Here is a 26528-nt window from a genome sequence, read left to right as displayed (position 1 = left end):
TACGACCGGCGGCGGGAGGGTTATGACCCGTTGCAGAAGCTGATGAGCTTGTTCGAGGGCAAGACGGCGGCGTCGAGCCGGGAGTCGCGGGCGGAGGAGCTGGCGCGGCTGCCGCTGTTCGAGCGGCTGGAACGGCGGATCGTCGACGGTGAGCGCAACGGTCTTGAGGCCGATCTGGACGCGGCGATGACCGAGCGGCCGCCGTTGCAGATCATCAACGACACGCTGCTGTCGGGGATGAAGACGGTCGGTGAGCTGTTCGGGTCGGGGCAGATGCAGTTGCCGTTCGTGCTGCAGTCCGCCGAGGTGATGAAGACCGCGGTCGCGCACCTGGAACCGCATATGGACAAGGACGACTCCGGTGGCAAGGGCAAGATCGTGCTCGCCACCGTCAAGGGCGATGTGCATGACATCGGTAAGAACCTGGTGGACATCATCCTGTCCAACAACGGCTACGACGTCGTCAACATCGGCATCAAACAACCGATCACCGCGATTCTCGGCGCGGCGGAGGAGAACGAGGCTGACGCGATCGGCATGTCCGGCCTGCTGGTGAAGTCGACGGTGATCATGAAGGAGAACCTCGAGGAGATGAACTCCCGGGGTGTCGCGACCCAATGGCCCGTCCTGCTCGGTGGCGCCGCTCTGACCCGATCCTATGTGGAGAACGACCTGACGGACGTCTACTTCGGACAGGTCCGGTACGCGCGGGATGCCTTCGAGGGACTACGGTTGATGGACGCGATCATGGCGGCCAAGCGGGGAGAGTCGCCGCTGATCGACGCCGAGGCCGAGGCGAAGCGCGCCGAGCGCAAGGCCCGCAGGGAACGTTCACTGCGGATCGCCGAGGCCCGCAAGGCCAAGCAGGTAGAAGGGGAGCCACAACCGGTCCCAGCCAGGTCCGATGTGGCCACCGACGTTCCCGTTCCGACGCCACCGTTCTGGGGCTCGCGGGTGGTCAAGGGTATTCCGCTGGCCGAGTACTCGGCGATGCTCGACGAGCGGGCCACCTTCATGGGGCAGTGGGGACTGCGTGGGGCCAAGGGCGGGTCCGGGCCCACCTACGAGGAGCTGGTGGAGACCGAGGGCAGGCCGCGGCTGCGGTACTGGCTCGACAGGCTGGCCACCGACGGGATTCTGGCCCACTCCGCGGTCGTCTACGGATACTTTCCCTGCGTCTCCGACGGAGCCGACGTGGTCGTGCTCAGCGAGCCCGATCCGGACGCCGTCGAACTCACGCGGTTCGGTTTCCCGCGCCAGCAACGGGACCGGCATCTCTGCCTCGCCGATTTCTACCGGCCGAGGGAGCTGGCTCGTGCCTCCGGTGAGGTGGACGTCCTGCCGCTGACCCTGGTCACAATGGGACAGCCCATCGCGGACTACGCCAACGAGTTGTTCGCGAACGACGCCTACCGGGACTACCTGGAGGTGCACGGGGTCGGGGTACAGCTGACCGAGGCGCTGGCCGAGTACTGGCACCGGCGGGTCCGCCAGGAACTGCGGTTCAGCTCCGGTGCGTCGATGGCCGACGAGGATCCCTCGGAGATCGAGGAGTTCTTCAAGCTCGGTTACCGGGGAGCGCGGTTCTCGCTCGGCTACGGCGCCTGCCCGAATCTCGAGGACCGGGCGAAGATCGCCGAGCTTCTGCGGCCCGAACGCATCGGGGTGAAGCTGTCGGAGGAGTTCCAGCTCCACCCCGAGCAGTCCACCGACGCCATCGTGGCCCACCATCCGGAAGCGAAGTACTTCAACACCTGAATTTTCACAGTGGGGAGAACAAGGTGGCTGTACCGTCCATCGGGGACGGAAGCGGTGGGTTTCCCGCCGCCGTGCTGTGGGATATGGACGGCACGCTCGTTGACTCGGAAAAGCTGTGGGACGTAGCGCTGTACGAGGCGGCTGACTGGCTCGGCGGTGGGCTCACCGAGGCTGACCGCGCGAGTCTGGTGGGGTCCAACATGGACAGCACCGCCCGCTTCCTGCTGCGGATGGCGCAGCGGGAACCGCTGCCGGCGGCGATTGCCGAGGTGGGGGAGTGGATTCGCGGCCGAACGGCCACACTGTTCACCGACGAACTTCCGTGGCGGCCGGGGGCTCGGGAGGCCCTGGCCGCGATCCAGGTCGCCGGGGTGCCATCGGCGCTGGTGACCTCCACCGAGCGTGGCCTGACCGAGCTGGCGCTGAACACCATCGGTCGGGAGTACTTCGACGTCACGGTCTGCGGTGACGAGGTCGGCGGACAGAACAAGCCCCATCCCCGCCCGTACCTGCTGGCCGCCGAACTCCTCGGCGTCGAGGCCACACAGTGCGTGGCGGTGGAGGACTCGCCCCCCGGCGCGATGTCGGCGGAGGCGGCGGGGTGCACCGTGCTCGTGGTGCCCAACGACGTCGCGGTGGACGCCGGCGAGCGGCGGGTGTTCCGGCATTCGCTCGTCGGCGTGGACGCCTCCGTGCTCGCCGGCCTCGCCGATCCGCGTGGTGTTCAGTCGATGGAGTGAGCCGGACGTGACCTGTGGCGCATCGCCGTAGCCCGGCCACGTGGACGACGGGGGAGGATGGAAGGATCGGCGCCCGTGAAGACCTTCGACGAGCTGTTCGCCGAGCTGACCGAGCGCGCCCGCGCCAGGCCGGAGGGATCGGGCACGGTTGCCGCGCTCGACGCCGGTGTGCACGCCCAGGGCAAGAAGGTGCTCGAAGAGGCGGGCGAGGTGTGGATCGCCGCCGAGCACGAGTCCGACGACCGGCTGGCGGAGGAGATCTCCCAGCTGCTCTATCGCGTGCAGGTGCTGATGCTGGGCCGGGGAGTCTCGACCGAGGATGTCTACCGGTACCTCTGACGCGCCGGTTGCGCCAGAGGGAGTCGATCGCGGGCGAAGCCCGGCGAGGAGGAACGTGATGCTGCGAGTCGCTGTACCGAACAAGGGTGCGCTGGCCGGGCCCGCTTCGGAGATGCTCGGTGAGGCCGGCTACCGGCAGCGACACGAGCAGCGCGACCTCACGGTCCTTGACCCGGTGAACGAGGTGGAGTTCTTTTTCCTGCGTCCCAAGGACATTCCCATCTACGTCGGGTCCGGCGAGCTGGACCTCGGAATCACCGGCCGGGATCTCGCCCTGGACTCCGGTGCGCCGGTGGCCGAGACGTTGAAGCTGGGCTTCGGCGGCTCGACGTTCCGCTACGCCGCCCCGGCGGGTCGCGACTGGACGACCGCCGACCTGCAGGGCAAGCGCCTCGCCACCTCCTACCCGCGCCTCGTTCGTGACAATCTGGCGGCGCAGGGGATCGAGGCCGACGTTATCCGCCTCGACGGCGCGGTGGAGATCTCCGTGCAGCTCGGCGTCGCCGACGCGATCGCGGACGTGGTCGGCTCCGGGCGGACGCTGCGCCAGCACGACCTGGTGGCGTTCGGTGAGCCGATCTGCACCTCGGAGGCGGTGCTGGTGCACCGGGCGGACAGCCCCGAGTCACGGGCGAAGGCTCAGCTCGCGGCCCGCCTGCAGGGAGTCGTCTTCGCGCAGCAGTACATGATGCTGGACTACGACTGCCCCCGCGAGCTGCTCGACAAGGCCATCGCGATCACGCCGGGGCTCGAATCGCCCACCGTCGCGCCGCTCGCCGATGCCGACTGGGTGGCGGTGCGCGCGATGGTCTCACGCAAGAAGGTGAACAAGATCATGGATGAACTCGCCGAGGCAGGCGCGAAGGCGGTACTCGCCTCCGACATCCGCTCCTGCCGCCTCTGAGTCTCGTCCTCCGGATCGGCGCGCCGCGTACTGAGCCGCCTTGGTGGTTCAGCGCGGTGGGCGTGGGCGCTTGGGCATCAGGTCATAGAGCTTGCGCCGTGAGCCGTTGTCGTTGGCGTTACGGGCCTGTGAGACGTCGGCGATGAAGTCCTCGAAGACGAAATCGTCCTGCTCGGCCGGTGCGATGTGCTGCACCGGGTGCTGGGCGGCCTCGGCCGCCCGCGAATCCACGAGGTGCGCGATCTGCCGGAACGCCGCCGCCTGCACGGTCTCCGGCGCGAACGTGGTCACCGGCATGCCACGCATCGCAGCCTCGTTCATCACCACACCCAGCGGAAGATGTGGAAACACGGGGATGTCGAACTCGTGCAACTCCCGGAGCGCGACCGTCGCGTACCCCGACATCGGCCGCCGGTAGAGGCTGGGTACCAGTCCTAAATAGACGACAGGTGGTCTGCTGATCGTCTGCTCCACATAGGAGATCTGGTCCTTCAGTAACCGCAGCGCCCTGATGCTGGTGCGGTCCGGCTGGACCGGAACGAGGATGCCGTGTGTTGCGGCGAGGGCGTTGTTGGTGAGCACGTCCAGCGCGGGTGGGCAGTCGATGATCACGTGCTCGTAGTTGGCGAACTGGATCACCCTGGCGAGTTGCCAGCCGGGAACGCGGAACTGGTCCAGTCTGCGGATCAGATCGAACATGCCTGGCGAGGTGGGAATGACGTCGAACGCTCCACCCCGGCCGATGTTGCTACGCGGGTGGGAGACGATCAGCTCCTCGACCGGCCCCTTCCACGTCTTGGTCAGGGCCCTGGCCAGGTTCGGGGCACCCATCGGGGCCTCCGGCAGACCGAGAAGTTCGGTCGTGGCGTGGCCCTGCGGGTCGAGGTCGATGAGCAGTGCCCTGCGCCCACGTTCGGCGAGCGCGGCCGCTAGACCGACGCTGAGCGAGGTCTTGCCGACCCCGCCCTTCTGATTGACCACCGAGGTGATCTGCATGCCAGGCGACTCCATGCTGTTCGTCGTTCACGGCAGGTTAGTGGATAACGCCCGGCTCCGCTCTCTCCTCACCCCGTGTGTCCGGAAGTCGCCGTTGAGGCCCGGTCGGTGAACTCGGATCCGCGATCCACCGTTCGCTGTGCCCGCTCAACGCGGCCGGACCAGCAGCGCCTGTGCGCCGATCGCGACCTGTCCGCCCTCGTCGTGCAGCCTGCTCGTCGCGGTGCCGACGCCGTTCGGGCCGATCGTGGTGGTGGCGTCCAGACCGATCCACTCACCGGAGGGCGGGCGCTGCAGATGGACCGTGAGCTCGGAGTTGATGAACCACCACTCGGCAGGATCGAGCCTGCCGGAGACACCGCTGCCGGAGTCGGCGATCGCGAACAGCCGCTGCAGCCTGCTGGGCTTCTCACCGTCGACGAGCGCGACTCGCTGCCGCGCCCACACCGCAGCGGCACCGGGCCCCGCGACCTCACCGGAGATCACGCGCCACTCCACCGCCTGCAGGTAGCCGCCGAGCCAGCTCGACGGCCAGTCCGCCGGGGGACAGGTGCCCGGGGCGGGCGGCGCTTCGGCGAGTCCCGCGCTCACGTCGGAGGTGTCCGAGGCGGCGAGCCGCCACGCCGACGCGCGGGCCACGACTCGCTCGTCGGTCGCGAGCTCGGCCGACAGGTACTCGACGGCCTTGCCGGGGCGTTCCAGCCGGGCGGTCAGCGTCAGCTCGCGGAGCGGCGCGGGCCCGAGGATCTCCACGGTGACCCGGCTGAGCATCATCTCGCGCTGCGCCGGCACCTCCTCCAGCGCCCGGACGAGCAGCGCCGAGGGCGGTCCGAAGTGCTGGGCGTCCGGTGTCCACGGGCCCGAGGTGTGTTCCGTCGGCAGGAAACGGCCCGCACCGAGCGGTACGTAGAAGGCATCGGCCACGTCGTGCTCCTCGATCTGTCAGTCGGCGCGGTCGAGTGGGGATTCCTCGCCGGAGTCCGGTTCCGGCCAGCCCGGATACTCCGGCGGTGTTCCCCCGAACGAGGGGCAGCGTGCCTTGTGGTCGCACCAGCCGCAGAGCTTGCTCGGACTGGGCCGGAAGTCGCCCGTTCGGCCCGCCTTGAGGATCGCCTGCCAGATCGCCTCCAGTGTCCGCTCGAAGCGGCGGAGTTCGGGTTCGTCCGGCGTGTAGGCGAGGGACTGGCCGTCGGTGAGGTACATCAGCTTCAGTTGGCGGGGGACGGTCCCGCGCAGCCGCCAGAGCACCACCGCGTAGAACTTCATCTGGAACATCGCCTTGGCTTCGCCGATCTCTCTCGGCGCCGTGCCGGTCTTGTAGTCGACGACGCGGATCTCGCCGGTCGGCGCGACGTCAAGCCGGTCGATGTAGCCGCGCAGGAGCACGCCGGAGCCCAGTTCCGTCTCCACATGCAGCTCGCAGGCCTCGGGGTCGATCCTGCGCGGGTCCTCCAGGCCGAAGTAGGTGTCCACCAGTTCGGCCGCGGACTCCAGCCACGCCGTGACCTGCTCCGTCTTGCCGTCCCCCTCCGGGAACAGCTCCGTCCATTCCGGACGATCTTCGGCGAGCTCCGTCCAGGCAGGAGCGAGGAGATCCTTGGCCCGTTCCGGGTTCCGGTCGGACTGCGGCAGGGCGAACAACCTCTCCAGGACCGAGTGCACGAGCGTGCCTCGCAACTGGGCTTTCGTCGGGGTCTCGGGCAGCCGGTCGACGGCGCGAAAGCGGTACAGCAGCGGGCATTGTTTGAAGTCCGCCGCACGCGACGGCGACAACGCCGGGCGTCTGGAGCCCTGCCTGCCCACCTGTTGGCCCGCCACACAGGACGCCTCCGTGTTCGGAGTGTCGGGCGGGGCCGACGGCTCGGCCGCCTCCTCGCCCGATCCGGTGGTTGCCATGAACCCGCTCTGCGCCGTGGGCGTGCTCTGTGACATGTGCGCAGCGTAACGGTCACCTCCGACAACGCGGCCGAGGCAGGGTGCGGGTCGTCCTGTCCGTTTTCGGCGCGGTGTCACCCTCATCTGACACCCGGGGTTCTACGCTGTCCGGGTGGAGGCGACCGGCGGGCAGGCGCAGGGCGCGCCCGGGCGTGGTGCGTCCGGGCGGCGTCTGGTGCCCGACGGTGGGTTGCTGCTGTTCCGTGTCGACGGGGTTCCGGTACTGCTCGCGCCGTCGTGGTGGATCGGCTCCCTGGTCGTCGTGGTGCTGTACACCCCCCTCGTGGGACGGTTGCTCCCCGGCGCCGGAACAGCGACCGCCTGGGTACTGGCCGCCGCGTTCGCGGTGCTGCTCGGGCTGTCAGTACTGGCGCACGAACTCGGCCACTGCGTGGTGGCCCTCCGACTCGGCATTCCGGTCCGCAGAGTCCGGCTGTTCCTGCTCGGCGGGCTCTCCGAGGTGTCCCGCACCCCGCGCAAGCCCGCGCATGAGGGGCTGGTCGCCGCGGCAGGGCCGCTGGTGTCCATCCTGCTCGCGGCGCTCTGCGCGCTCCTTCTGCTGGCGGTGCCCTCCGGGGGAGCGGCCTGGCTCCTCGTCGCGCAGTGCGCGGTGGCCAACCTCGCCGTGGGCGTGTTCAACCTGCTGCCCGGCCTCCCGCTCGACGGCGGGCGGATGCTGCGGGCAGGAGTGTGGGCGCTCACCGGTGCCAGGGTCAAGGGCACGAAGGCCGCCGTGGTCGGCGGGGGCATTGTCGCGGTGGGCCTGCTGGTCTGGGCGCTGTGGGGACTCGCGGAGGGGAGTCCCGACCGCTGGCTGCGCCTTGGCGTCTGCGTCGTGACGGCGTGGTTCGTCGCGGCGGGGGCCAGCGCCGAGCTGGCGGCGGAGAATCGCAGGAGCTGGCCGGACGGCCTTGCCGTGACCGATCTGGTGCGGCCGGTGCTGCAACTGCCTGCCGAGAGTCCGGTTTCCGATGCGCTGGCGGCCTCGGCGGGCCGAGGGGTCGTGCTCGTGCGGGCCGACGGGGTGGCTGCCGGGTTGCTGGACGAGGCGTCGGCACAGCAACTGGCGATGTCGTCGCCCCATTCGCCCGCCGAACTGGCGGCCGAACCGATCAGGGCGGAGACCGTGCTGCTGGTCTCGGAACCGGGGGAGGACATCGCCGAGCGCGTGCGCGAGACCGCGGCGTGGCAGTTCCTCGTGGTCGACGACGAGGGCAGGCCGGCGGGCGTGCTCCGGCGGGAGGACCTGCGCGCCGCGATGTCGCCGCGCGGTCGTTCCTGGTGACCCCGGCCCCACCTCGGGCGGCCCGAGGTGGGGCAGACCTGGCTGATCTGCGACGATCTGGCGCTGGCTGTTTCGCGCGATCATGGAGGTGCAGTGTCCGCAGGGGGTCCGTTCCGTCCCGGTGACCGAGTCCAGTTGACCGATCCCAAGGGGCGGCATTACACGCTGGTACTCGCCGAGGGCGGGGAATACCACACACACCGCGGCGCGCTCCCGCACGACGACATCATCGGGAAGCCCGAGGGGTCGGTCATCACCTCCGGCGGCGGCACCAGCTACCTCGCGCTGCGGCCACTGCTGCCGGACTATGTGCTGTCCATGCCGCGCGGCGCGCAGGTGATCTATCCGAAGGACGCCGCGCAGATCGTGATGTGGGGTGACATCTTCCCCGGCGCGCGGGTGCTGGAGGCCGGAGCCGGCTCGGGTGCGCTGAGTTGCTCGCTGCTGCGCGCGGTGGGGCCGGAGGGCAGTGTCACCTCCTACGAGGTGCGGGAGGACCACGCCGAGCACGCCGTCCGGAACGTGGAGAAGTTCTTCGGCGAGCACCCGTCGAACTGGGACTTCCGGATCGGCGACCTGGCCGGGCACGAGGGCGAGGTGGACCGGGTCGTCCTGGACATGCTCTCCCCGTGGGAGATGCTGCCGACCGTGCGGGCGAACCTGGTGCCGGGCGGGGTCCTCGTCGTGTACGTCGCCACCGTCACCCAACTCTCCAGCATCACCGAAGCGCTGCGTGAGCAGCAGTGCTGGACGGAGCCGCAGTCCTGGGAGACGCTGATGCGCCCGTGGCACGTCGTGGGGCTCGCCGTGCGTCCCGATCACCGCATGGTCGCGCACACGGCGTTTCTGCTCACCACACGCAGGCTGGCCGACGGCGTCGTCCCACCGCGGCCGCGCAGGCGGCCGAGCAAGGGCTGAGCCACTGCTCCGGCCGGGTACACGCCCGGCCGGAGCAGTGGTCGATCGACACTAGCCGACGCTGGCCCAGCTGTAACTGGCGCACCACTCACCGTCGCGCTTGAGCAGCGCGAACGTGAAGTCGTCCTGGCTGTTGCCCTGCTTGCCGCGCATGGTCCCGGTGGCCGTGTCGCCCTGCACGGTGGGGGGCTCGACGACCGTGAACTCCGGCTTCCCCGACGCGGCCGCGGCGTCGAACTTCTTCGCCTCCTCCGCGGACGGCTGCTCACAGGCGATGGGCGCGAGTCGGGCACTCTGGCCGCTGCTGAGTGCGGCGGCGTACTCGTCGGCGAGTGCGACCGCGGCGGCGGTGTCACTGTCCCCCGGGGGCGCCGACCGGGACGACTCGCCGCCCGGTTCCCCGTCAGCTGTGGGCAGGCCGGACGTTGGTGCACCCGGCGCGGAAGACGTGGCCGGCGGTGCCGCCGCGTCCCCATCCTCGTCGTCGCCGGTCAGTAGCAGGAAAGCGGTGATGCCGCCGCCGATGAGTACCGCGGCCGCGACAACCAGTCCGATGATCAGGCCGGTCTTCTTCTTCGGCGGTTCACCACCGGGACCTCCAGGACCCCCCGGGTATCCCGGATGGCCGTACTGGCCGTAGCCCGGTGCGGGTGGCTGACCCGGGTACTGCGCGGTCCCGTACGGGTCCGGCTGGCCGTACTGCGGGGGCTGGCCGGGGTACTGGCCCTGCGGTTGCTGCTGGGGCGGTCCCTGCGCATAGCCGCCTGGCTGCTGGCCGTACGGCCCCTGCTGGCCGTAGGGATCGGGCTGGCCGTACTGGCCTGGTTGTTGAGGGGGGTATGTCATCGGGCGCCTTCTGTTGTCGAGCCGGATACCGGGCCGGGTGGTCGGGGCCGGAGAACCGGCCCCGACCGGCGGGGGATCAGTGGCAGATCAGCCCGCGACACACCAGCGGTCGTCGTCGCGCTTGACCGGGAGCGGAACGTCCCGCTCCTGGCCGTTCTCGCCCGCGCGAACGGGAACCTCCGCGGTGTCGCCGTCGATCACCGGCTCACCGACGATCTCCAGCGTGGCGTTGGCGGGTACGTCATCGAACTCGTTGCCCGAAACCGAACTGGGGTCACAGGACACCTCCCTGGCCAGGTCGGTGTTTCGCGTGAGAATGGCCTCGACGGCCTTCTCCGCGACCTCCTTGACGGCCGCGACGTCCTCGGCGGAACCACCGGAAGCACCGGAGTCCCCGGACTCGTCGGACGGCTCGGCGGCACCGGTCTCGTCGGTCGACGTCTCGCTGCTGGGCAGCGCGGGTGCGGAGCTGGCCGAACCCGGTGTGGTGGATGGCAGCCCGCCCGCCTGGGGATCCTCGTCGTCGCCGCCGGTGAGCAGCAGGATCAGGGTCACCACCCCGCCGATGAGCACTACCGCCGCGACAACCAGCCCCACGATCAGGCCGGTCTTCTTCTTCGGTGGTTCACCACCGGGGCCGCCCGGGTATCCCTGTTGCTGGCCGTACTGGTCGAAACCGGGCTGCGGGCCCTGTCCCGGCTGCCCGAACTGCTGCGTGCCACCAGCCGAAAACTGCTGGGTGGGGTCGGGCGCGCCACCTGGCTGCGGAACCGGCCCTGGCCCTCCCTGCGGGTAGCCGCCCGGTTCCTGACCGTGCGGTCCTTGCTGGCCGTAGGGGCCGGGGTGGCCCGGCGGCTGCGGCGGATACGTCATGAACTGCCCCTCACTGAACTTCCTGCGGAATCCCGGCCATCAGGCGGCTGAGGGGAATGATGCTATCGCCGCGCAAGGCCCCCAGGTGGACCGGGAGACCACCGGGAACCCCCGTCGCTCGTGTGGCAGATTCGAACACGATGGGTGATGGGGACACACCGTAGTCGGCGAGCCGTCCACGCGCACTCCGGTTGGCCGCTTGTGCTGCCGTGAGCCACGTGCTTCCCATTGCGACGCGCCGATCTTGTGATGCGGAAAGGGCTTTTCTTGTCGGTGATCGCCGGTACCGTGGGAAGAAATGCATTCCGAGGAGGTGCCGAAATGCAACATGACCTTCCCGGAGGTCGGCACGAGGAGGCCGACCCGAACGATCCGGCAGGAACGGCAGGGAACTCGGACTCGGCTGGCCACCTGGCTGAACAGTCAGCGGCAGGAGCGGCGGAGTCCGGACAGATGTCAGAGTCCGAGCAGGCGCGGCAGGTTCGGTTCCTTCAGGAAGAAGTCACTCTGCTCCGGCGCAAACTCACCGACTCGCCACGGCAGAACCGGGTGCTCGAACAGCGCCTTGCCGAGGCGACGGAGCGTGTGAGCCAGCTCACGGAGCGGAACAACAAACTCATCGAGACCTTACGTGAGGCCCGCGGCCAACTGCTGGCCCTGCGTGAGGAGGTCGACCGGCTGGCGCAGCCGCCGAGCGGGTACGGCGTCTTCGTCGCAGCCTATGAGGACAACACGGTGGACGTCTTCACCTCGGGCCGCAAGATGCGGGTGTCCGTTTCGCCCGCGGTCGAGGTGGATTCGCTGCGCCGCGGTCAGGCGCTGCGCCTGAACGAGGCGCTGACGGTGGTGGAGGGCGGCGACTTCGAGCGCACCGGCGAGGTGTGCGCGTTGCGCGAGATCCTGCTTCCCGACGTCGAGGGAGGCAGTTCGCGCGCGCTGGTCGTCGGGCACGCCGACGAGGAGCGGGTGGTGTGGCTCGCCGATCCGCTCGCGGAGGCCGTGCTCAAGCCCGGCGACTCGCTGTTGGTGGACTCGAAGGCGGGGTACGCCTACGAACGGGTGCCGAAGGCCGAGGTCGAGGATCTCGTGCTGGAGGAGGTGCCGGACGTCCGGTACGAGGACATCGGTGGTCTATCCCGGCAGATCGAGCAGATTCGTGATGCGGTGGAGTTGCCCTTCCTGCATGCTGATCTCTACCAGGAGTACCAGTTGCGCCCGCCCAAGGGCGTGCTGCTGTACGGCCCTCCCGGGTGCGGGAAGACGCTCATCGCCAAGGCGGTGGCCAACTCGCTGGCGAAGAAGGTCGCCGAGTTCCGCGGTGCCACAGGCGCGGCGCAGGACCCGTCGGAGGCGAAGTCCTACTTCCTCAACATCAAGGGTCCCGAGCTGCTGAACAAGTTCGTTGGCGAGACCGAGCGCCATATCCGGCTCATCTTCCAGCGGGCGCGGGAGAAGGCGTCGGAGGGCACACCGGTCATCGTGTTCTTCGACGAGATGGACTCGATTTTCCGCACCAGAGGAAGCGGTGTCTCCTCGGATGTGGAGACGACCATCGTTCCCCAGTTGCTGTCGGAGATCGACGGTGTCGAGGGCCTCGAGAACGTCATCGTGATCGGTGCCTCCAACCGGGAGGACATGATCGACCCGGCGATCCTGCGCCCCGGCAGGCTGGACGTGAAGATCAAGATCGAGCGTCCGGACGCCGAGGGCGCGAAGGACATCTTCTCGAAGTACCTGCAGGACGGTCTGCCCGTGCATGCCGACGACCTGGCCGAGTTCGGTGGCGACACCAAGGCCACGTTCGACGCGATGATCCAGCACACGGTCGAGCGCATGTACGAGGAGAGTGACGACAACCGGTTCCTCGAGGTGACCTACGCCAACGGGGACAAGGAAGTGCTCTACTTCCGCGACTTCAACTCCGGCGCGATGATTCAGAACATCGTGGACAGGGCCAAGAAGTCGGCGATCAAGTCCGTCTTGGAGACCAAGCAGCCCGGGTTGCGGGTACAGCACCTCCTCGACGCCATCGTCGACGAGTTCGCCGAGAACGAGGACCTGCCGAACACGACCAACCCGGACGACTGGGCCCGGATCTCCGGCAAGAAGGGGGAGCGAATCGTGTACATCCGCACCCTCGTCACCGGCAAGAACCAGGACTCCGGCCGTGCGATCGACACAGCGAGCAACACCGGCCAGTACCTCTGAGTCCACCCGATGGCCCCGGCCGATCCACGGATCGGCCGGGGCCATCGGTGTTCGTGGACGGTGCGATGTGCTCCGTTGCCGCCTGCCCGCCGTCGTGGCCGTGCCTCGTCCGGCCGATTGACCGGAAATCGGCATGATGGCTATGTTCGGCAGGTCGAGGAGAAACGTGGTGGACCCTCACCACAAAGGACGTTTCATCTCGACGGCCAGCCGCCGCCAGCGCACGGCCGTTTCCTTATCGGATGCGGCCATGACCTCCGTGAAGGAGAAGCTGATGAGGTGGCATGCACGCCTGCGGGCGTTGGCGGTACTCACCGCGACAGCACTGTTGCCGGCCACGTTCGCCCAGGCGATTTCGAGTTCGTCCCCGCCTGATCCGATGAGCGCAACGGCGGCGACTCCGGTCCAGATCAACGGCAAGGTGTCGGTCTGCGGGCTGACGTTGTGCAACAGCAGCGGCAGGCCGATCCAGCTGCGCGGGATGAGCACACACGGCCTGCAGTGGTACGCCCAGTGCGTCAACAGTGGATCGCTGGACGCGCTCGCCGACGACTGGCGCGCCGACGTCCTGCGGATCTCCATGTATGTGCAGGAAGGCGGCTACGAAACGGATCCCGCCCGGTTCACGGCGATGGTCGATCGCTACATCGAGGAGGCCACCCGGCGAGGGCTGTATGCGATCGTCGACTGGCACATGCTCAATCCGGGCGACCCCCACCACAACCTGCAGCGAGCGAAGACCTTCTTCAGGGAGATCGCGGACAGGCATCGGGACAAGGGCAACGTGTTGTACGAGATCGCGAACGAGCCAAGCGGTGTGAGCTGGGACCGGATCCGGCGCTACGCCGAGGAGGTCATCCCGGTGATCAGGGCACAGGACCCCGATTCGGTGATCCTCGTCGGCACCCGAGGGTGGTCCTCCCTTGGTGTGTCGGAAGGTGCGGACGAGCGGGAGATCGTCGCGAACCCGGTCAACGCACGCAACATCATGTACACCTTCCACTTCTACGCGGCTTCGCACCGCGAGGCCTATCTGAACACCCTCGCCAGAGCCGCGGCGCGGTTGCCGATCTTCGTGACCGAGTTCGGCACGCAGAACTACGCGGGGGAGGGGGCCAACGACTTCGGGCAGGCGCGGCGGTACCTGGACCTGTTGAGGTCAAGGAAGATCAGCTGGGTGAACTGGAACTTCTCCGACGACTGGCGTTCGGGGGCGGTGTTCAAGGACGGCACGTGCGGAGCGGGACCGTGGACCGGAACGGCTCCGCTGAAGGAGGCAGGGGTGTGGATCCGTGATCAGCTCCGTGGATCGGCGGCGCTGTTCTCGGACAGGCGGTGAGGCGCGCCGTGGGCGGGGCCAGCGTCCCGCCCACGGAGTGTCGCGCCCCGGATAGGCGTATAACAACCTATACGCTGCTGCCATGGACAATCCGGAATACCCCGTGCCGCACGCGCCCGTCACCGGCAGGGCGGTGCTGAACTGGCTCGAAGACACCGCGGAGTCCGTCCGCAGGGGAGAGGTGTCGCCGGAGGATCTCATCGTCCTGCTCGGCGAACTGCGCCGCGCGTCCACGGCCTGCGCGAACGCGTCGGACTGGACGTTGCTCGCCGCGCGGGAAGCGGGTGCGAGCCTGCGGCAGATCGCTCCGGTCTTCGGAAAGGGTTACGTCCGGGCGCCTGCGGCCCGGCTGGAGAAGCTGCACAGGCAGGTGCTCAACTCCGACCAGTTCCTCGAGTTGCTGCGCCGCCGGGAGTCGGACGATCGGGGCTGACCGCGTCGTCTCCAACTTCGTGTGTATAACGTCCTATACGCTGCCGCTTTGGCGGTACGGTTCGCGCCGGTCCGTACCGCGTCTCCAGCCAGATGACTCGACAAACGCAAAGACAGGCACGGGCGGTGGCGTGCGAGCATGAAGCCATGAGGTCTGCTGATCTGAGCCGTGTCGCGATCGGTCTGGCCGCACTGGGGCGTCCGGCCTATATCAATCTCGGGCGGGACCTGCCGAAGGACCGGTCGGTCGCGAGCCTGCGCACGACTACTCGCCAGGTGCTGGACGCCGCCTACGAACGCGGGGTACGACGCATCGACGTCGCCCGCTCCTACGGACTGGCGGAGGAGTTCCTCGGCGGCTGGCTGGCTGATCGTGGTCATCGCGACGTCATCGTGTCCAGCAAGTGGGGCTACGAGTACGTCGGAAACTGGCGGCTCGATGCGGAGGTGCACGAGTCCAAAGAGCACTCACTGACGCGGTTTCGTACACAGTGGCGGCAAACCCGGGAGCTCCTCGGCGACGCGGTGTCGTTGTACCAGGTGCATTCCGTCACTCCGGAAAGTCCGATCTGGACGGATCGGGCGCTGCTGGCGGAACTCGCCGGGCTCGCGGACTCCGGGGTACGTGTGGGCATCTCGACGTCCGGACCCGCACAGGCAGAGGTGATTCCCAGAGCACTGGCGCTCGAGGTCGACGGCATCCGGGTGTTCACCGCGGTTCAGTCCACGTGGAACCTGTTGGAACGCTCGGCGGAGAAGGCGCTGATCGACGCGCACGGAGACGGCGTTCTTGTGCAGCTCAAGGAGACACTGGCCAACGGGCGGCTCGCGGTCGACCCGCCGGCCTCCGTGTCGGCAGCCTGCGCCGAACACGAGGTGTCTCCAGCGGCGATCGCGATCGGCGCCGCGCTCGCACAAACCTGGGCGGATGTTGTGCTGATCGGTCCGTCCGGAACCGGTCAACTCGCGGACAACCTCGCCGCACTCGAACTCGATGACGTGGAGGTGCCGGCGCACCTGCTGGAAGCCCCAGAGCGTTACTGGGAGCGGCGCTCCGACCTGAAATGGAGCTGACCGGACCGTGCACTACTGTCGGTCCCTGCCCGCCGATCCGCGTGGTGGGCCCGAATCCCCGAGCCTGCCGGAGGTCGAGACGGTGCGTCATGGGCGGCTGTTCGCGGTCACGGCGATCGCGCTGGCTGGATTGTCCGGCTGCGCCGACCGGCCGAACGACCTGGACACCTACTACGAGGATCCGACCCAGAACGCCGAAACCAGTGCGCGCACGGCGAACAGCTCGCCGCGGCCTGTGGCCCCACCGGTCACGACGACACCTCCGCCACCGCCGATCGAAGCCCTGACCTCGGTGGTGTTGACCGACGCGGACGTCGCCGCGGAGGGAGTCAGCCCGGCTGACACACCGTCCGCAATGGAGGGCTGTCTGGCCGAGCTCCAGGCAGGGCGGTCGACTTCGGCCGGGTGGCGGTATCCGACCGGGTCCGAGCTGACGCAGCACGTACTCGGCTTCGGCGAGAGCACCGCCGCTGTGGTCGAGGAACTCCGATGCGCCGATGCCGAGCCGCTCCCGCTCACCGCGCCGGAAGGCACGACCGCGCACCAGGCCTGGTGCGCCGCGGCAACTTGCACGGTTGTACTGAGCAGGGACGAACTGGTCTCGGCGGTGCAGGTAGCGGCAAGCAGTCCGGATCGGGCGGCGGAGGCCGCTGTTCGGCTGGCCCCTGTCGTCGGCACGGCACTGGCCCGCGAATCGACGCAGCGCTGACGGTCACAGCACGCACGACCACTCAGCCGAAGCGGCGAAACCACTCGAGCAGCCCCACCCGGCCGTCCGGGACCAGCGGCCCTTCCGGGTCGGCCGCCCACGCCATGAGTTCGTTAACCGGCATCCAGCGGCCATCGACGATCTCCTCTGGCTGGTGCACGATCGGCCCGTCCCAGCGAACCTCGAAAGCGAAGTTGTGACAGCGGATGGGAGGAACATCGAAGACGTGGGTGAACAGCGGCGCGGGCGGCACACCACTGATGCCGAGTTCCTCGGCGAGTTCCCGCCGGGCGCACTCCGCCGGGGTCTCGCCCGCGGCGACGACGCCGCCTGCCCAGCAGTCGTAGGCGCCGGGGTAGACGTCCTTGTCCGGTGACCGCAGGTGCACGTAGACCTGGTTGCCGTCGCCCGAGCGCACAAGCACCACGCCCGCCGCGTGCCAGAGGCCGTCCGCGCGGACCTTCGCGCGGTTGGCCTGGCCGACAACGGTGCCATCGGCGTCGTAAACCGCAACGAGTTCGTCACCGGGTAGCACCGCAGCATCATCGCATGGCGGGCCGTAGGGTGGACATATGCGGCGGATCATGGGAACCGAGGTCGAGTACGGCATCGCGGTGCCGGGAGACGCGACTGCGAACCCGGTACTGACCTCCACTCAGGTGGTGCTGGCCTACGCGGCGGCGGCGGACATACCGCGGGCGCGCAGGGCGCGCTGGGACTACGAGGTGGAGTCGCCCCTGCGGGACGCGCGTGGCTTCGATCTGGCGGGCCCCGGCAACCAGGGGCCGGACCCGGATGTCGAGGATCTGGGCGCGGCCAACGTCATCCTCACCAACGGCGCGCGGCTCTACGTGGACCACGCCCATCCCGAGTATTCCGCTCCCGAGGTGACCAACGCGCGGGACGCGGTGATCTGGGACAAGGCCGGGGAACGGGTGATGGAGGAGGCGGCGATCAAGGCCGCCACCGTGCCGGGGCAGCCGCCACTGCAGCTGTACAAGAACAACGTGGACGGTAAGGGTGCGAGCTACGGCACCCACGAGAACTACCTGATGGCCAGGTCGACGCCGTTCACCGCGGTGATCGGCGGGTTGACGCCGTTCTTCGCGTCGCGCCAGGTGATGACGGGGTCGGGCCGGGTCGGTATCGGTCCGCAGGGTGAGACCGCGGGGTTCCAGTTGTCCCAGCGCTCGGACTACATCGAGGTCGAGGTCGGGCTGGAGACGACGCTCAAGCGCGGGATCATCAACACCAGGGACGAGCCGCACGCTGATGCGGACAAGTACCGCAGGCTGCACGTCATCATCGGGGACGCCAATCTCGCCGAGTACTCGACGTACCTGAAGGTCGGGACGACGGCGCTGGTGCTCGACATGATCGAGGCCGGGGTGCGGTTCGACGATCTCAAGCTGGACGAGCCGGTGCGGGCCGTGCACCAGATCAGCCACGATCCCACCTTGAAGGTGAAGGTCGAACTCGCCAACGGCCGGAAGTTCACCGGGCTGGACCTGCAGTTCGCCTATCACGAGATGGCGGCGGCCCACCTGGACAAGCACGGCGGTGACACGGTCGCCAAGGACGTGCTGCGGGTGTGGGGTGAGGTGCTGGACGCGCTCGCGCGGGATCCGGCGGAGTGTGCCGACCGCCTGGACTGGCCCGCGAAGCTGCGGTTGCTCGAGGGGTACCGGGGCCGGGACCAGCTCGGCTGGGCGGCGCCGCGGTTGCACCTGGTGGACCTGCAGTACTCGGACGTGCGGCTGGACAAGGGGCTGTACAACCGGCTGGTGACGCGGGGCTCGATGAAACGCCTGGTCACCGAGGAGGAGGTGCGTGCGGCTGTGACCACGCCGCCGTCGGACACCCGGGCGTACTTCCGCGGCAGGACGCTGGAAAAGTACGCGACCTCGATCGCCGCGGCCTCCTGGGATTCGGTGATCTTCGATGTCGGACGGGAGTCGTTGGTGCGGATTCCCACACTGGAGCCGCTGCGTGGCACGAAGGCGCACGTGGGAAAGCTGCTGGACGACTCGGCGACCGCAGAGGAACTCGTGGAGGCGTTGACCGGGTCCGACTAGCTGCTGACCAGGCCGGACTGGCCTTTGCGTCGGGTTTCCTTGATCGGGACGACGCGAAGATGCAATCCGATCGGCAGTGTCTTGCCCGCGCGCGGACGGACGAACGTCGACGGGCCCGTGGGTACCAGTGGCGGCTGATCCGCGACCAGGGCCCGCCGCCGCCCGCCCGTGCCTCCGGCAGGCGCGCGCCTTGTGGTTTCCTTGATCGGGACGACGCGAAGATGCAATCCGATCGGCTGCAGTGATTGTCGGTGGCACTGGGTAGGCTTGCAGCAACGGCCACATCGGGAGGCGAGATGGCGCAGGAAAAGGTCGAGAAGCACGGCGGCGGAGACTCGGACGACGAAGTCGAAGCCGGCGGTCCAGCTGGCCAGGAACGGCGCGAGAAGCTCGGCGAGGACGTGGACACGATCCTCGACGAGATCGACGATGTCCTCGAGGAGAACGCTGAGGACTTCGTTCGCGCGTACGTGCAAAAGGGCGGCCAGTAGTTAGTCAGATCTGTACCGGACCGCTCGCGTGGTGGCCCGGGCCCGTCCCTGCCGAACTTCGTTGATGGGAACTACGAGCACGTATGGACAACATTTCCGGTCACTCCGGCTCCGCGCTGCCCTCGGCGTACCTGGCGTCGACGACGTCGTCTTTCACGGACTTCCTTCGGGTGCAGGCGCCGGATCTGCTTCCCAGCTCCCGGTCGATGCCGGGTGCCGCCGGTGCCGGGCCGGACGTTCCGCACGGTACGACGATCGTGGCGTCCACCTTCAGCGGCGGTGTGCTGATCGCCGGTGACCGGCGGGCCACGTCCGGGAATCTGATCGCCTCGCGTGACCTGGAGAAGATCTTCGTCACCGACGAGTACTCGTCGGTGGGGATCGCGGGTACCGCGGGCATCGCGATCGAGCTGGTGCGCCTCTACATCGTGGAGCTGGCGCACTACGAGAAGATCGAGGGTGTCTCGCTGTCCCTCGACGGTAAGACCAACAAGCTGGCCAACATGGTGAAGGGCAATCTCGACGCGGCGATGGCGGGGCTCGCGGTGCTCCCGTTGTTCGTCGGTTATGACGTCGAGGCAAGCGATCCCAAGCGTGCGGGCCGGATCATCTCCTTCGATGTGACCGGCGGCCGGTACGAGGAGAACGCGGGCTATCACGCGATCGGCTCGGGTTCGCTGTTCGCGAAGTCGTCGCTGAAGAAGCTGCACGATCCGGATGCCGATGCCGATGCGGCGGTGCGGGCCGCGATCGAGGCGTTGTACGACGCCGCGGACGACGACACCGCGACCGGCGGCCCTGATCTGGTGCGCCGGATCTATCCGAACGTCGTGACGATCACGGCTGAGCACGGCGCCGTCGCGGTGCCCGAGGAGCAGACCTCGGCCGTCGCCGAGGCAGTGGTCCAGGAGCGCACCGAGCGGGCCCGGCACTGACTGCGCGGCCCATCCACACTTACCAGTCCCGTGATTCCGGCAAGGCCGGAGTCCTGACCAGCAGAGCGGAGCCAACGCTGTGACGATGCCGCTGTACGCCTCACCCGAGCAGTTGATGCGCGAGCGTTCGGAACTCGCGCGCAAGGGCATCGCGCGGGGACGGAGCGTCGTCGCGCTGAAGTATCGCGGCGGTGTGCTGTTCGTTGCGGAGAACCCGTCGACGACGTTGCACAAGGTCTCGGAGATCTACGACCGGATCGGTTTCGCCGCGGTCGGCCGCTACAGCGAGTTCGAGAGTCTGCGCCGCGGTGGAATTCGACACGTGGACCTGCAGGGCTACGCCTATGACCGGCGTGATGTGTCGGCGCGGCAGTTGGCGAACGTGTACGCCCAGACGTTGGGCACGATCTTCACCGAGCAGCTCAAGCCGTTCGAGGTGGAGATCTGTGTGGCCGAGGTGGGGGCGACGACGGCGGACGACCAGCTGTACCGGCTGACCTATGACGGTTCGATCGGGGACGAGCCGCGGTTCGTGGTGATGGGTGGTCAGGCGGACACCATCACCACGAAGATGAAGGAGACGTTCGAGGAGGACATGGATCTGGCCTCGGCGCTCGGTGTCGCGATTGTCGCGTTGCGGGCGAGTACCGCGGCCACCAGCAACGGCACTGAGGGCGAGCCGGGCAAGCTCGAGGTGGCGGTGCTGGATCGTGAGCGGCCGGGGCGCAAGTTCCGCCGGATCACCGGTGCGGCTTTGGATGCGCTCCTGCCCTCGACGGATGCGGCGTCACCGGCCGAAGCCGGCACCCCGGCCGCCGACGCCAAGCCGGACACCGACAAGGACGCTCCCCCCGAGTCCTGATCACTCCCGACTCTGCCGTACCCGGCCAGGTTGGAGTGTCTGCAAGTACGCCCAAGCAAGATCCACAGCGCACTTTTCCGCTGCCGAGTCGCCTCGGGTTGGCGGCGGTTGACGCCGTTTTCGATCTTGCTTGGTGGTACTTGCAGGCGCGCCGAAGGTGGAGGGGTGGTCAGAGGCGGTAGATCGTCAGGGCGCTGGGGCGTGAGCGGAAGCGGAATTCGTTGCCCAGCGGGCCCACCTCGCCGTCCGTGGCGACCCTGCGGTTGCCGTTGAGGAGGCGTATGTGCAGGTCGGGTAGGTCGGCCTGGCGGTAGACGTGGCTGGCGTTGAGGGTGTTGGTGAGGGCGGCGAGGATGAAGCGCGCCCTGGAGTACGGCAGGTCGGCACGCAGGTAACGGACGTCGAGCAAGCCGGTGTCGAGTGCGGGCCGGGCTGAGGGGACCAGTCCCTTCGGGGCGTAGGTGCCGTTGCCGACGAAGAGCAGCCAGATCGAGGTCGGTTTGCCGTTGAGCACGACTTCGAGTGGTTTGGCCCGGCGCAGGGTGCGCACCATCGCGATCGCGGCTGAGGGCCATTTCGGGTGATGTTGCTGGATGTGTTCCCTGAGCCGGACCATTTCGGGGTAGCCGCCGAGTCCTGCGGTGTTGACGAACCAGCGGCGGGCGGTTCCGCCGGTGCCGTTGATTTCGATCTCGCCGAGGTCGATGCCAACGGCGGCGCCCTTTTCGGTGGCGGTGTCCGCATCGGCCATGGATCGGACGCCGACGTCGCGGGCGAAGTGGTTGAGGGTGCCCGCGGGGATGAGGGCCAGAGGGAGGCCGTGGTCGGCGGCGACCGACGCGACCGCGGCGACGGTGCCGTCACCTCCGGCCACGGCGAGTGCGCGGATCTGGCCTGCTGCTTCCCGGATGTGCGTGGCGAGTTGGGTGCGGATGTCGAGGCCGGGCTGGGGGTAGACGATGGTCGCCTTGGGCCAGGCGTAGACGGCGTCCTGGATCGGGTCGTGCGCGTGGTCTCCTGAGCCGGGGTTGACCAGCGCGAGCATGTCCTCGCCGTCGCGCATCACCGGCGCCTCGGCCCGGTGGGCCGTCTCCGCCGGGTGTTGGGCGGGGAGGGGCCACCAGTGCCGGGTGGCGAGACCGACAGCGACGCCGAGGGCGGCGCCCGCGGCGACATCGCTGGGCCAGTGGGTTCCGGTGTGGATGCGGGAGTAGGCGACCGCGCCGGCGACGGGAGCGAGCGCGAGTGCGGTTCTCGGCGACTCCATGGCGACCGCGGTGAGGTAGGCGGCTGCCGATGCGGAGTGCCCTGATGGGAAGGACGAAGATGTCGGGCGCTTGACCAGCTGCCGGTGCTCGGACACCTCGTCGGCCGCGGGGCGGCGGCGGGGGAACAGGGGTTTTCCGACGAGGTTGGCCAGTGTGGAGGCGCCGCCGACGGCGGCCGCGCCACGCAGGGCGGCCCGGCGGGTGCTGCCTCTCCTGCTGGCCAGGAGGAGGGTGACGGCCCACCACAGCCTGCCCTTGTCGGCGGACCTGGACAGTACTTGGAGTGCGTGATCGGCGGGGCTGGGCCGGATTGCGGCACTGCGCCGCATGAGGGACCTGTCGGTTCGTCCGACGGTCCGCAAGGGGCGCTTGATGTGCGACAACACGAACTGCAACGTAGCCGACGGCGTGTCGCCGCCCGAACGGCCCACCGGTACGGCGGGTGAAGCGCCTACCCTTGAGGGATGCAGCGGCGGATCTTTGGGATCGAAACCGAGTTCGGGGTCACCTGCACGTTTCACGGGCAGCGCAGGCTCTCACCTGACGAGGTGGCCAGGTATCTGTTTCGGCGGGTGGTGTCCTGGGGGCGCTCGTCGAACGTCTTCCTGTCCAACGGTTCCCGGCTTTATCTGGACGTGGGCTCGCACCCGGAGTATGCGACCGCGGAGTGTGACGACCTGACGCAGCTGGTCACGCATGACAAGGCAGGGGAGCGGATTCTCGAGGACCTGCTGGTCGACGCGGAGCGCAGACTGGCGGACGAGGGCATCGGCGGGGACATCTTCCTGTTCAAGAACAACACCGACTCGGCGGGCAATTCCTACGGTTGCCACGAGAACTACCTGGTCACGAGGGCGGGTGAGTTCTCCAGGATCGCCGACGTGCTGTTGCCGTTCCTGGTGACCCGGCAGCTGATCTGTGGCGCGGGCAAGGTGCTGCAGACGCCGAGGGGGGCGGTGTACTGCCTTTCCCAGCGTGCGGAACACATCTGGGAGGGCGTTTCGAGCGCCACCACCAGGTCGCGGCCGATCATCAACACCCGGGACGAGCCGCATGCCGACGCGGAGCGGTACCGCAGACTGCACGTGATCGTCGGTGACTCGAACATGGCCGAGCCCACCACGCTGCTCAAGGTCGGTGCGGCGAATCTGGTGCTGGAGATGATCGAGCAGGGCGTGCAGTTCCGGGACTTCACGCTGGACAACCCGATCAGGGCGATCCGCGAGATCAGCCACGACCTGACCGGTCGCAGGCAGGTGCGCCTCGCGGGTGGCCGGGAGGCGTCGGCGCTGGACATCCAGCGGGAGTACTACGCCCGTGCGGTGCAGCATGTGCAGGCGAACGACTCCGGCCCCGTGGCCGAGCGGGTCATCGAGCTGTGGGGGCGTGCGCTGGACGCGGTGGAGCAGCAAGACTTCAGCAAGATCGACACCGAGATCGACTGGGCGATCAAGCACCGCCTGGTGGAGCGCTACCGGAACAAGCATGATCTGGACCTGTCGAGTCCCAGGGTGGCGCAGCTGGATCTGGCCTATCACGACATCCGGCGTGGCCGGGGGATCTTCGATCTCCTGCAGCGCAAGGGCCTGGTCCGCCGGGTCACCGATGACGGTGAGATCGAGTTGGCGAAGGACACTCCGCCGCAGACGACCAGGGCGAAGCTGCGTGGTGACTTCATTGCCGCCGCTCAGCAGGCGGGCCGTGATTTCACGGTCGACTGGGTGCATCTCAAGCTCAATGACCAGGCACAGCGAACGGTGTTGTGCAAGGACCCGTTCCGTGCGGTGGACGAGCGGGTGGAGCGGCTGATCAGCTCGCTGTAGCGGCACGGGCGTGTCCTACCGTGGACCTCCTGAACGGCGCGGGCCGGGAGGGTTAGGGTTGTCGTGTGTCCACTGCACGCGCGGAGCGCCTGGTCAACCTGGTGCTTGCCCTGCTGTCCACCCGGCAGTTCCTCGCTGCCGAGCGGATTCGCGGGATCGTGTCCGGATATGCCGACGCCGTGTCGGACGAGGCGTTCTCCCGGATGTTCGAACGGGACAAGACCGAGTTGCGAGAGCTGGGGATCCCGTTGGAGACGGGCCGGAACTCCGGCTTCGACCCCGTGGAGGGCTACCGGATCGCCCGGCGTGACTATGAGCTGGGCGAGATCGACCTCGCTCCGGACGAGGCGACCGCGGTGGCGCTCGCGGCCCGGTTGTGGGATTCGCCCGAACTCACCGGTCAGGCCAGGGGCGCGCTGGTGAAGTTGCGCGCGGCAGGCGTCGAGGTGGATCAGAACGCGCAGACGGTGGTCGAGCCGAGGGTGCGTGCCGAGCCGGCGTTCGCGCCGTTGCTGGCGGCTGTGCAGAAGGGCCAGGCCGTGCGGTTCGGGTACCGGCGCAGCGGGTCCCCGGAGCGCGCAAGCCGGACGCTCGAGCCGTGGGGTGTGGTGTCGTGGCGCGCTCGCTGGTACGTGGTGGGGCACGATCGGGATCGTGACGCGCCCAGGTGTTTCCGGTTGTCCCGGATTCTTGGTGACGTAATGCCGGTGGGTAAACCCGGCGCGGTGCGCAGGCCGCCCGATGTGAACCTCCTGGAGTTGGTTTCCGTCACCGGCGGGCAGGAGCCGGCTCCGGCCGCGCGGGCCCGGCTGTGGATCGCCGATGGGCGGGCCGCCGGGGTACGCAGGCGGGCGACGGTGGTCGACCGGATGACCGTGGGGGGCATACAGGGCGACGTGGCCGAGTTGGACCTGTACTTCCCGGAGAGTGCGGCCGACTGGATCGCGGGTCACGGGCCGGACGTGCTGGTGCTGGAGCCCGACGTGCTGGCGAAGTCGGTACAGGACCGGCTCGAACTCGCCCTGCATCACCAGGCGGACCGGCGATGACCGGATCGACCGAGCGGATGCCCCGGTTGTTGGCGCTCGTGCCGTACCTGCTGGCGCGGCCGGGGATTCGGATCGACGAGGCCGCGCGCGATTTCGGGGTGACTTCCAAGCAGTTGCGCCGTGATCTGGAACTGCTGTGGATGTGCGGACTGCCCGGATACGACCCGGGTGACCTGATCGATCTCTCGTTCGACGAGGACACCGTGTCGGTCACCTACGACGCGGGTATGCGCAGGCCGCTGCGGCTCACCGGGGGCGAGGCGACCGCTCTGCTGGTGGCGCTGCGTGCGCTCGCCGAGACGCCGGGGGTCGTGGACACCGACTCGGTGCAGCGGGCGATCGCCAAGATCGAGGGAGCGGCCGGCGAGTCGCGACCGTCCGGTGTGGTGGTCGGCAACGGCGTCCGGGAGCGGGCGGAGACGGCCAGGACCCGCGAGACGATCCGGCAGGCATTGCAGCAGCGCAAGGCGTTGCGGATGCGCTACTACACGGCGTCGAAGGACGAGATCAACGACCGGACCGTGGATCCGATGCGGCTGCTGATCGTGCAGGCGATCGGGTACCTGGAGGCCTGGTGCAGGCGGGCGGACGCGGTCCGGTTGTTCCGGCTGGACCGGATCGACGACCTGGAGGTGCTCGAGGAGCCCGCTGCGCCTCCACCGCACGCCAGGCCGACCGACCTCTCCGGCGGTGTGTTCTCGCCTGGGCCGGAGCAGCAGGAGGCCGAACTGGTGCTCGAGCCCGATGCACGGTGGGTGGCCGAGTACTACCCGTGTGCCGAGCTCGCCGAGCTCGACGGTGGGCGGCTGCGGATCAGCATGCGGTACGGCGACGAGTCGTGGATGGTGCGGCTGGTTCTGGGGCTCGGCGGTGGTGCTGTGGTGGAGCGACCTGCCTCCCTCGCGTCGGCAGTTCGTCAGCGTGCGGCCGACGCACTGGCGCGGGCTCGTCATCTGACGGCAAACTAAGGGAAGTACGGTGGTCTGGTGCTGTACGTACTGAGCATCGCATTGGTTGCGATGGGGCTGATCGTGCTCGGAGCGCTGGCCTTTCAGGTGGCCAAGGCCTTGCGCCGGTTCAACCACACCGTGAGCATGGTGTCTAGGAATACCCAGGACGACGTGGGGCTGTTGCGCGCTCGTTCAGCCGGGGTGCGGGTCGCGATCGCGAGCCGGGCACACCGGAACAACAGTGACGAACAAGACAGTAAGATCGGTCTGAACGAGTTAGGAGGCCACCGATGAACGCATTGCAGCCGTGGCACTTGATCATCCTGGTTCTTGTCGTGGTGCTGCTGTTCGGCGCCAAGCGACTGCCGGACGCCGCGCGGTCGATCGGCAAGTCCATGAAGATCTTCAAGGCCGAGACCAAGGACATGCGGGGTGGCGACGCCGATGGTGAGGCCACCGCGTCGACTGCGTCGAACTCGGTGGAGGCGGAGACCAGGCAGCTGCCCCAGTCCGGGCAGGCTTCCACCGAAGCCGCGGACGGCACCGACAAGCAGGTCGCCGAGCTGCAGCGGCAGCTGGACGAGCTGAAGAAGCAGCAGGCGGCCGCGACCCCGGACCAGGCGCAGAAGAACGTCAGCTGAGTCCTGCCGTCCGGATGGACGGGGACTGAAGACAAGCCAGGTGCCCGGACGGCATCATGCCGTCCGGGCGTGCAGCAC

General features: G+C 68.4%; 27 protein-coding genes. 20 read left to right on the top strand and 7 right to left on the bottom strand.

Going from position 1 to position 26528, the window contains the following annotated elements:
* The 4 genes from BM199_RS25585 to hisG form a co-directional block, all read left to right on the top strand.
* The coding region (locus tag BM199_RS25585; protein ID WP_177242786.1) for a vitamin B12 dependent-methionine synthase activation domain-containing protein at positions 1–1758 on the top strand (1758 nt) is incomplete at its 5' end.
* A gap of 23 nt (positions 1759–1781) precedes the next feature.
* Positions 1782–2498, top strand: a complete 717-nt coding sequence (locus BM199_RS25580; protein ID WP_281245756.1) for an HAD family hydrolase — start codon at positions 1782–1784, stop codon at positions 2496–2498.
* 75 nt (positions 2499–2573) lie between these two features.
* Positions 2574–2837: a phosphoribosyl-ATP diphosphatase gene (locus BM199_RS25575; protein ID WP_091676391.1), complete on the top strand. Its 264-nt coding sequence runs from the start codon at positions 2574–2576 to the stop codon at positions 2835–2837.
* Between the two features lie 58 nt (positions 2838–2895).
* Positions 2896–3741 carry an ATP phosphoribosyltransferase gene (hisG, locus tag BM199_RS25570; protein ID WP_091676389.1) on the top strand — a complete coding sequence of 282 codons (846 nt, stop codon included), beginning with the start codon at positions 2896–2898 and terminating at the stop codon, positions 3739–3741.
* A 48-nt stretch (positions 3742–3789) separates the two neighbouring features.
* On the opposite strand, the gene BM199_RS25565 is transcribed toward hisG, so the two are convergent.
* The 3 genes from BM199_RS25565 to BM199_RS25555 form a co-directional block, all read right to left on the bottom strand.
* The gene (locus BM199_RS25565) at positions 3790–4737 is read right to left on the bottom strand and encodes a ParA family protein (protein ID WP_091676386.1); all 948 of its coding nucleotides are present in this window, start codon (positions 4735–4737) and stop codon (positions 3790–3792) included.
* Between the two features lie 147 nt (positions 4738–4884).
* Positions 4885–5661: a thioesterase family protein gene (locus tag BM199_RS25560; RefSeq protein WP_091676383.1), complete on the bottom strand. Its 777-nt coding sequence runs from the start codon at positions 5659–5661 to the stop codon at positions 4885–4887.
* Between the two features lie 18 nt (positions 5662–5679).
* A complete protein-coding gene (locus BM199_RS25555; protein ID WP_091676463.1) occupies positions 5680–6633 on the bottom strand; it encodes a RecB family exonuclease in 954 nt (317 codons plus the stop codon).
* A gap of 211 nt (positions 6634–6844) precedes the next feature.
* Between BM199_RS25555 and BM199_RS25550 the strand changes: the two genes are divergently transcribed.
* Together BM199_RS25550 and BM199_RS25545 are read left to right on the top strand one after the other, a co-directional pair.
* The gene (locus BM199_RS25550) at positions 6845–7957 is read left to right on the top strand and encodes a site-2 protease family protein (RefSeq protein ID WP_091676461.1); all 1113 of its coding nucleotides are present in this window, start codon (positions 6845–6847) and stop codon (positions 7955–7957) included.
* 93 nt (positions 7958–8050) lie between these two features.
* Positions 8051–8875, top strand: a complete 825-nt coding sequence (locus BM199_RS25545) for a tRNA (adenine-N1)-methyltransferase (protein ID WP_091676458.1) — start codon at positions 8051–8053, stop codon at positions 8873–8875.
* A 51-nt stretch (positions 8876–8926) separates the two neighbouring features.
* On the opposite strand, the gene BM199_RS34015 is transcribed toward BM199_RS25545, so the two are convergent.
* Positions 8927–9721 (bottom strand): nuclear transport factor 2 family protein, encoded by a 795-nt coding sequence (locus BM199_RS34015; RefSeq protein ID WP_177242785.1) that lies wholly within the window; start codon positions 9719–9721, stop codon positions 8927–8929.
* 87 nt (positions 9722–9808) lie between these two features.
* Positions 9809–10594, bottom strand: coding sequence for a hypothetical protein (locus BM199_RS25535; protein WP_091676381.1), 786 nt, complete (start codon positions 10592–10594; stop codon positions 9809–9811).
* 321 nt (positions 10595–10915) lie between these two features.
* Between BM199_RS25535 and arc the strand changes: the two genes are divergently transcribed.
* The 5 genes from arc to BM199_RS25510 all read left to right on the top strand — a co-directional run bounded on the left by arc (position 10916) and on the right by BM199_RS25510 (position 16356).
* A complete protein-coding gene (gene arc, locus BM199_RS25530) occupies positions 10916–12802 on the top strand; it encodes a proteasome ATPase (RefSeq protein ID WP_091676378.1) in 1887 nt (628 codons plus the stop codon).
* A 274-nt stretch (positions 12803–13076) separates the two neighbouring features.
* The gene (locus tag BM199_RS25525; protein ID WP_091676456.1) at positions 13077–14141 is read left to right on the top strand and encodes a glycoside hydrolase family 5 protein; all 1065 of its coding nucleotides are present in this window, start codon (positions 13077–13079) and stop codon (positions 14139–14141) included.
* An 82-nt stretch (positions 14142–14223) separates the two neighbouring features.
* Positions 14224–14574 (top strand): hypothetical protein, encoded by a 351-nt coding sequence (locus BM199_RS25520; protein WP_091676376.1) that lies wholly within the window; start codon positions 14224–14226, stop codon positions 14572–14574.
* A 146-nt stretch (positions 14575–14720) separates the two neighbouring features.
* Entirely contained in the window at positions 14721–15647 is a 927-nt protein-coding gene (locus BM199_RS25515) for an aldo/keto reductase (protein WP_091676372.1), read from the top strand.
* A 7-nt stretch (positions 15648–15654) separates the two neighbouring features.
* A complete protein-coding gene (locus tag BM199_RS25510) occupies positions 15655–16356 on the top strand; it encodes a hypothetical protein (RefSeq protein WP_091676370.1) in 702 nt (233 codons plus the stop codon).
* A gap of 22 nt (positions 16357–16378) precedes the next feature.
* On the opposite strand, the gene BM199_RS25505 is transcribed toward BM199_RS25510, so the two are convergent.
* Entirely contained in the window at positions 16379–16891 is a 513-nt protein-coding gene (locus BM199_RS25505; protein ID WP_245788675.1) for an NUDIX hydrolase, read from the bottom strand.
* Positions 16892–16928: 37 nt separating this feature from the next.
* Here BM199_RS25505 and dop point away from each other — a divergent pair, with 37 nt between their 5' ends.
* The 4 genes from dop to prcA all read left to right on the top strand — a co-directional run bounded on the left by dop (position 16929) and on the right by prcA (position 20719).
* Positions 16929–18431, top strand: a complete 1503-nt coding sequence (dop, locus tag BM199_RS25500) for a depupylase/deamidase Dop (protein WP_091676368.1) — start codon at positions 16929–16931, stop codon at positions 18429–18431.
* Positions 18432–18727: 296 nt separating this feature from the next.
* Complete coding sequence (locus BM199_RS25490; RefSeq protein WP_091676363.1) at positions 18728–18922, top strand: ubiquitin-like protein Pup; 195 nt, start codon at positions 18728–18730, stop codon at positions 18920–18922.
* An 83-nt stretch (positions 18923–19005) separates the two neighbouring features.
* Complete coding sequence (gene prcB, locus BM199_RS25485) at positions 19006–19857, top strand: proteasome subunit beta (protein ID WP_091676361.1); 852 nt, start codon at positions 19006–19008, stop codon at positions 19855–19857.
* A 79-nt stretch (positions 19858–19936) separates the two neighbouring features.
* Entirely contained in the window at positions 19937–20719 is a 783-nt protein-coding gene (gene prcA, locus BM199_RS25480) for a proteasome subunit alpha (protein ID WP_091676358.1), read from the top strand.
* Positions 20720–20888: 169 nt separating this feature from the next.
* Here prcA and BM199_RS25475 read toward each other — a convergent pair whose 3' ends face one another.
* Positions 20889–22316: a bifunctional phosphatase PAP2/diacylglycerol kinase family protein gene (locus BM199_RS25475; RefSeq protein ID WP_091676450.1), complete on the bottom strand. Its 1428-nt coding sequence runs from the start codon at positions 22314–22316 to the stop codon at positions 20889–20891.
* A 135-nt stretch (positions 22317–22451) separates the two neighbouring features.
* Here BM199_RS25475 and pafA point away from each other — a divergent pair, with 135 nt between their 5' ends.
* The 5 genes from pafA to tatA all read left to right on the top strand — a co-directional run bounded on the left by pafA (position 22452) and on the right by tatA (position 26450).
* The gene (gene pafA / locus BM199_RS25470) at positions 22452–23810 is read left to right on the top strand and encodes a Pup--protein ligase (RefSeq protein ID WP_091676355.1); all 1359 of its coding nucleotides are present in this window, start codon (positions 22452–22454) and stop codon (positions 23808–23810) included.
* 65 nt (positions 23811–23875) lie between these two features.
* Positions 23876–24859, top strand: a complete 984-nt coding sequence (locus BM199_RS25465; protein ID WP_091676353.1) for a helix-turn-helix transcriptional regulator — start codon at positions 23876–23878, stop codon at positions 24857–24859.
* The gene (locus tag BM199_RS25460; protein ID WP_091676351.1) at positions 24856–25827 is read left to right on the top strand and encodes a helix-turn-helix transcriptional regulator; all 972 of its coding nucleotides are present in this window, start codon (positions 24856–24858) and stop codon (positions 25825–25827) included. Before BM199_RS25465 ends, BM199_RS25460 begins: the two co-directional genes overlap by 4 nt.
* A gap of 18 nt (positions 25828–25845) precedes the next feature.
* Positions 25846–26103, top strand: coding sequence for a bacteriophage holin (locus BM199_RS25455; protein ID WP_177242783.1), 258 nt, complete (start codon positions 25846–25848; stop codon positions 26101–26103).
* The gene (gene tatA, locus BM199_RS25450; protein WP_091676349.1) at positions 26100–26450 is read left to right on the top strand and encodes a Sec-independent protein translocase subunit TatA; all 351 of its coding nucleotides are present in this window, start codon (positions 26100–26102) and stop codon (positions 26448–26450) included. The genes BM199_RS25455 and tatA overlap by 4 nt, the downstream gene beginning before the upstream one ends.
* Positions 26451–26528 lie beyond the last annotated feature (78 nt).

Source organism: Amycolatopsis marina (genome assembly GCF_900111885.1).
Lineage (GTDB): Bacteria > Actinomycetota > Actinomycetes > Mycobacteriales > Pseudonocardiaceae > Amycolatopsis > Amycolatopsis marina.
This window is presented reverse-complemented; position numbering and strand designations above follow the sequence as displayed.

Coding starts and splice junctions, on each gene's coding strand:
- dop (WP_091676368.1), top strand. CDS start 16,929: ATGCGGCGGATCATGGGAACCGAGGTCGAGTACGGCATCGCGGTGCCG.
- BM199_RS25535 (WP_091676381.1), bottom strand. CDS start 10,594: ATGACGTATCCGCCGCAGCCGCCGGGCCACCCCGGCCCCTACGGCCAG.
- BM199_RS25520 (WP_091676376.1), top strand. CDS start 14,224: ATGGACAATCCGGAATACCCCGTGCCGCACGCGCCCGTCACCGGCAGG.
- tatA (WP_091676349.1), top strand. CDS start 26,100: ATGAACGCATTGCAGCCGTGGCACTTGATCATCCTGGTTCTTGTCGTG.
- arc (WP_091676378.1), top strand. CDS start 10,916: ATGCAACATGACCTTCCCGGAGGTCGGCACGAGGAGGCCGACCCGAAC.
- BM199_RS25460 (WP_091676351.1), top strand. CDS start 24,856: ATGACCGGATCGACCGAGCGGATGCCCCGGTTGTTGGCGCTCGTGCCG.
- BM199_RS34015 (WP_177242785.1), bottom strand. CDS start 9,721: ATGACATACCCCCCTCAACAACCAGGCCAGTACGGCCAGCCCGATCCC.
- prcB (WP_091676361.1), top strand. CDS start 19,006: ATGGACAACATTTCCGGTCACTCCGGCTCCGCGCTGCCCTCGGCGTAC.
- BM199_RS25525 (WP_091676456.1), top strand. CDS start 13,077: ATGAGGTGGCATGCACGCCTGCGGGCGTTGGCGGTACTCACCGCGACA.
- BM199_RS25515 (WP_091676372.1), top strand. CDS start 14,721: ATGAGGTCTGCTGATCTGAGCCGTGTCGCGATCGGTCTGGCCGCACTG.
- BM199_RS25490 (WP_091676363.1), top strand. CDS start 18,728: ATGGCGCAGGAAAAGGTCGAGAAGCACGGCGGCGGAGACTCGGACGAC.
- pafA (WP_091676355.1), top strand. CDS start 22,452: ATGCAGCGGCGGATCTTTGGGATCGAAACCGAGTTCGGGGTCACCTGC.
- BM199_RS25475 (WP_091676450.1), bottom strand. CDS start 22,316: ATGCGGCGCAGTGCCGCAATCCGGCCCAGCCCCGCCGATCACGCACTC.
- hisG (WP_091676389.1), top strand. CDS start 2,896: ATGCTGCGAGTCGCTGTACCGAACAAGGGTGCGCTGGCCGGGCCCGCT.
- BM199_RS25565 (WP_091676386.1), bottom strand. CDS start 4,737: ATGCAGATCACCTCGGTGGTCAATCAGAAGGGCGGGGTCGGCAAGACC.
- BM199_RS25555 (WP_091676463.1), bottom strand. CDS start 6,633: ATGGCAACCACCGGATCGGGCGAGGAGGCGGCCGAGCCGTCGGCCCCG.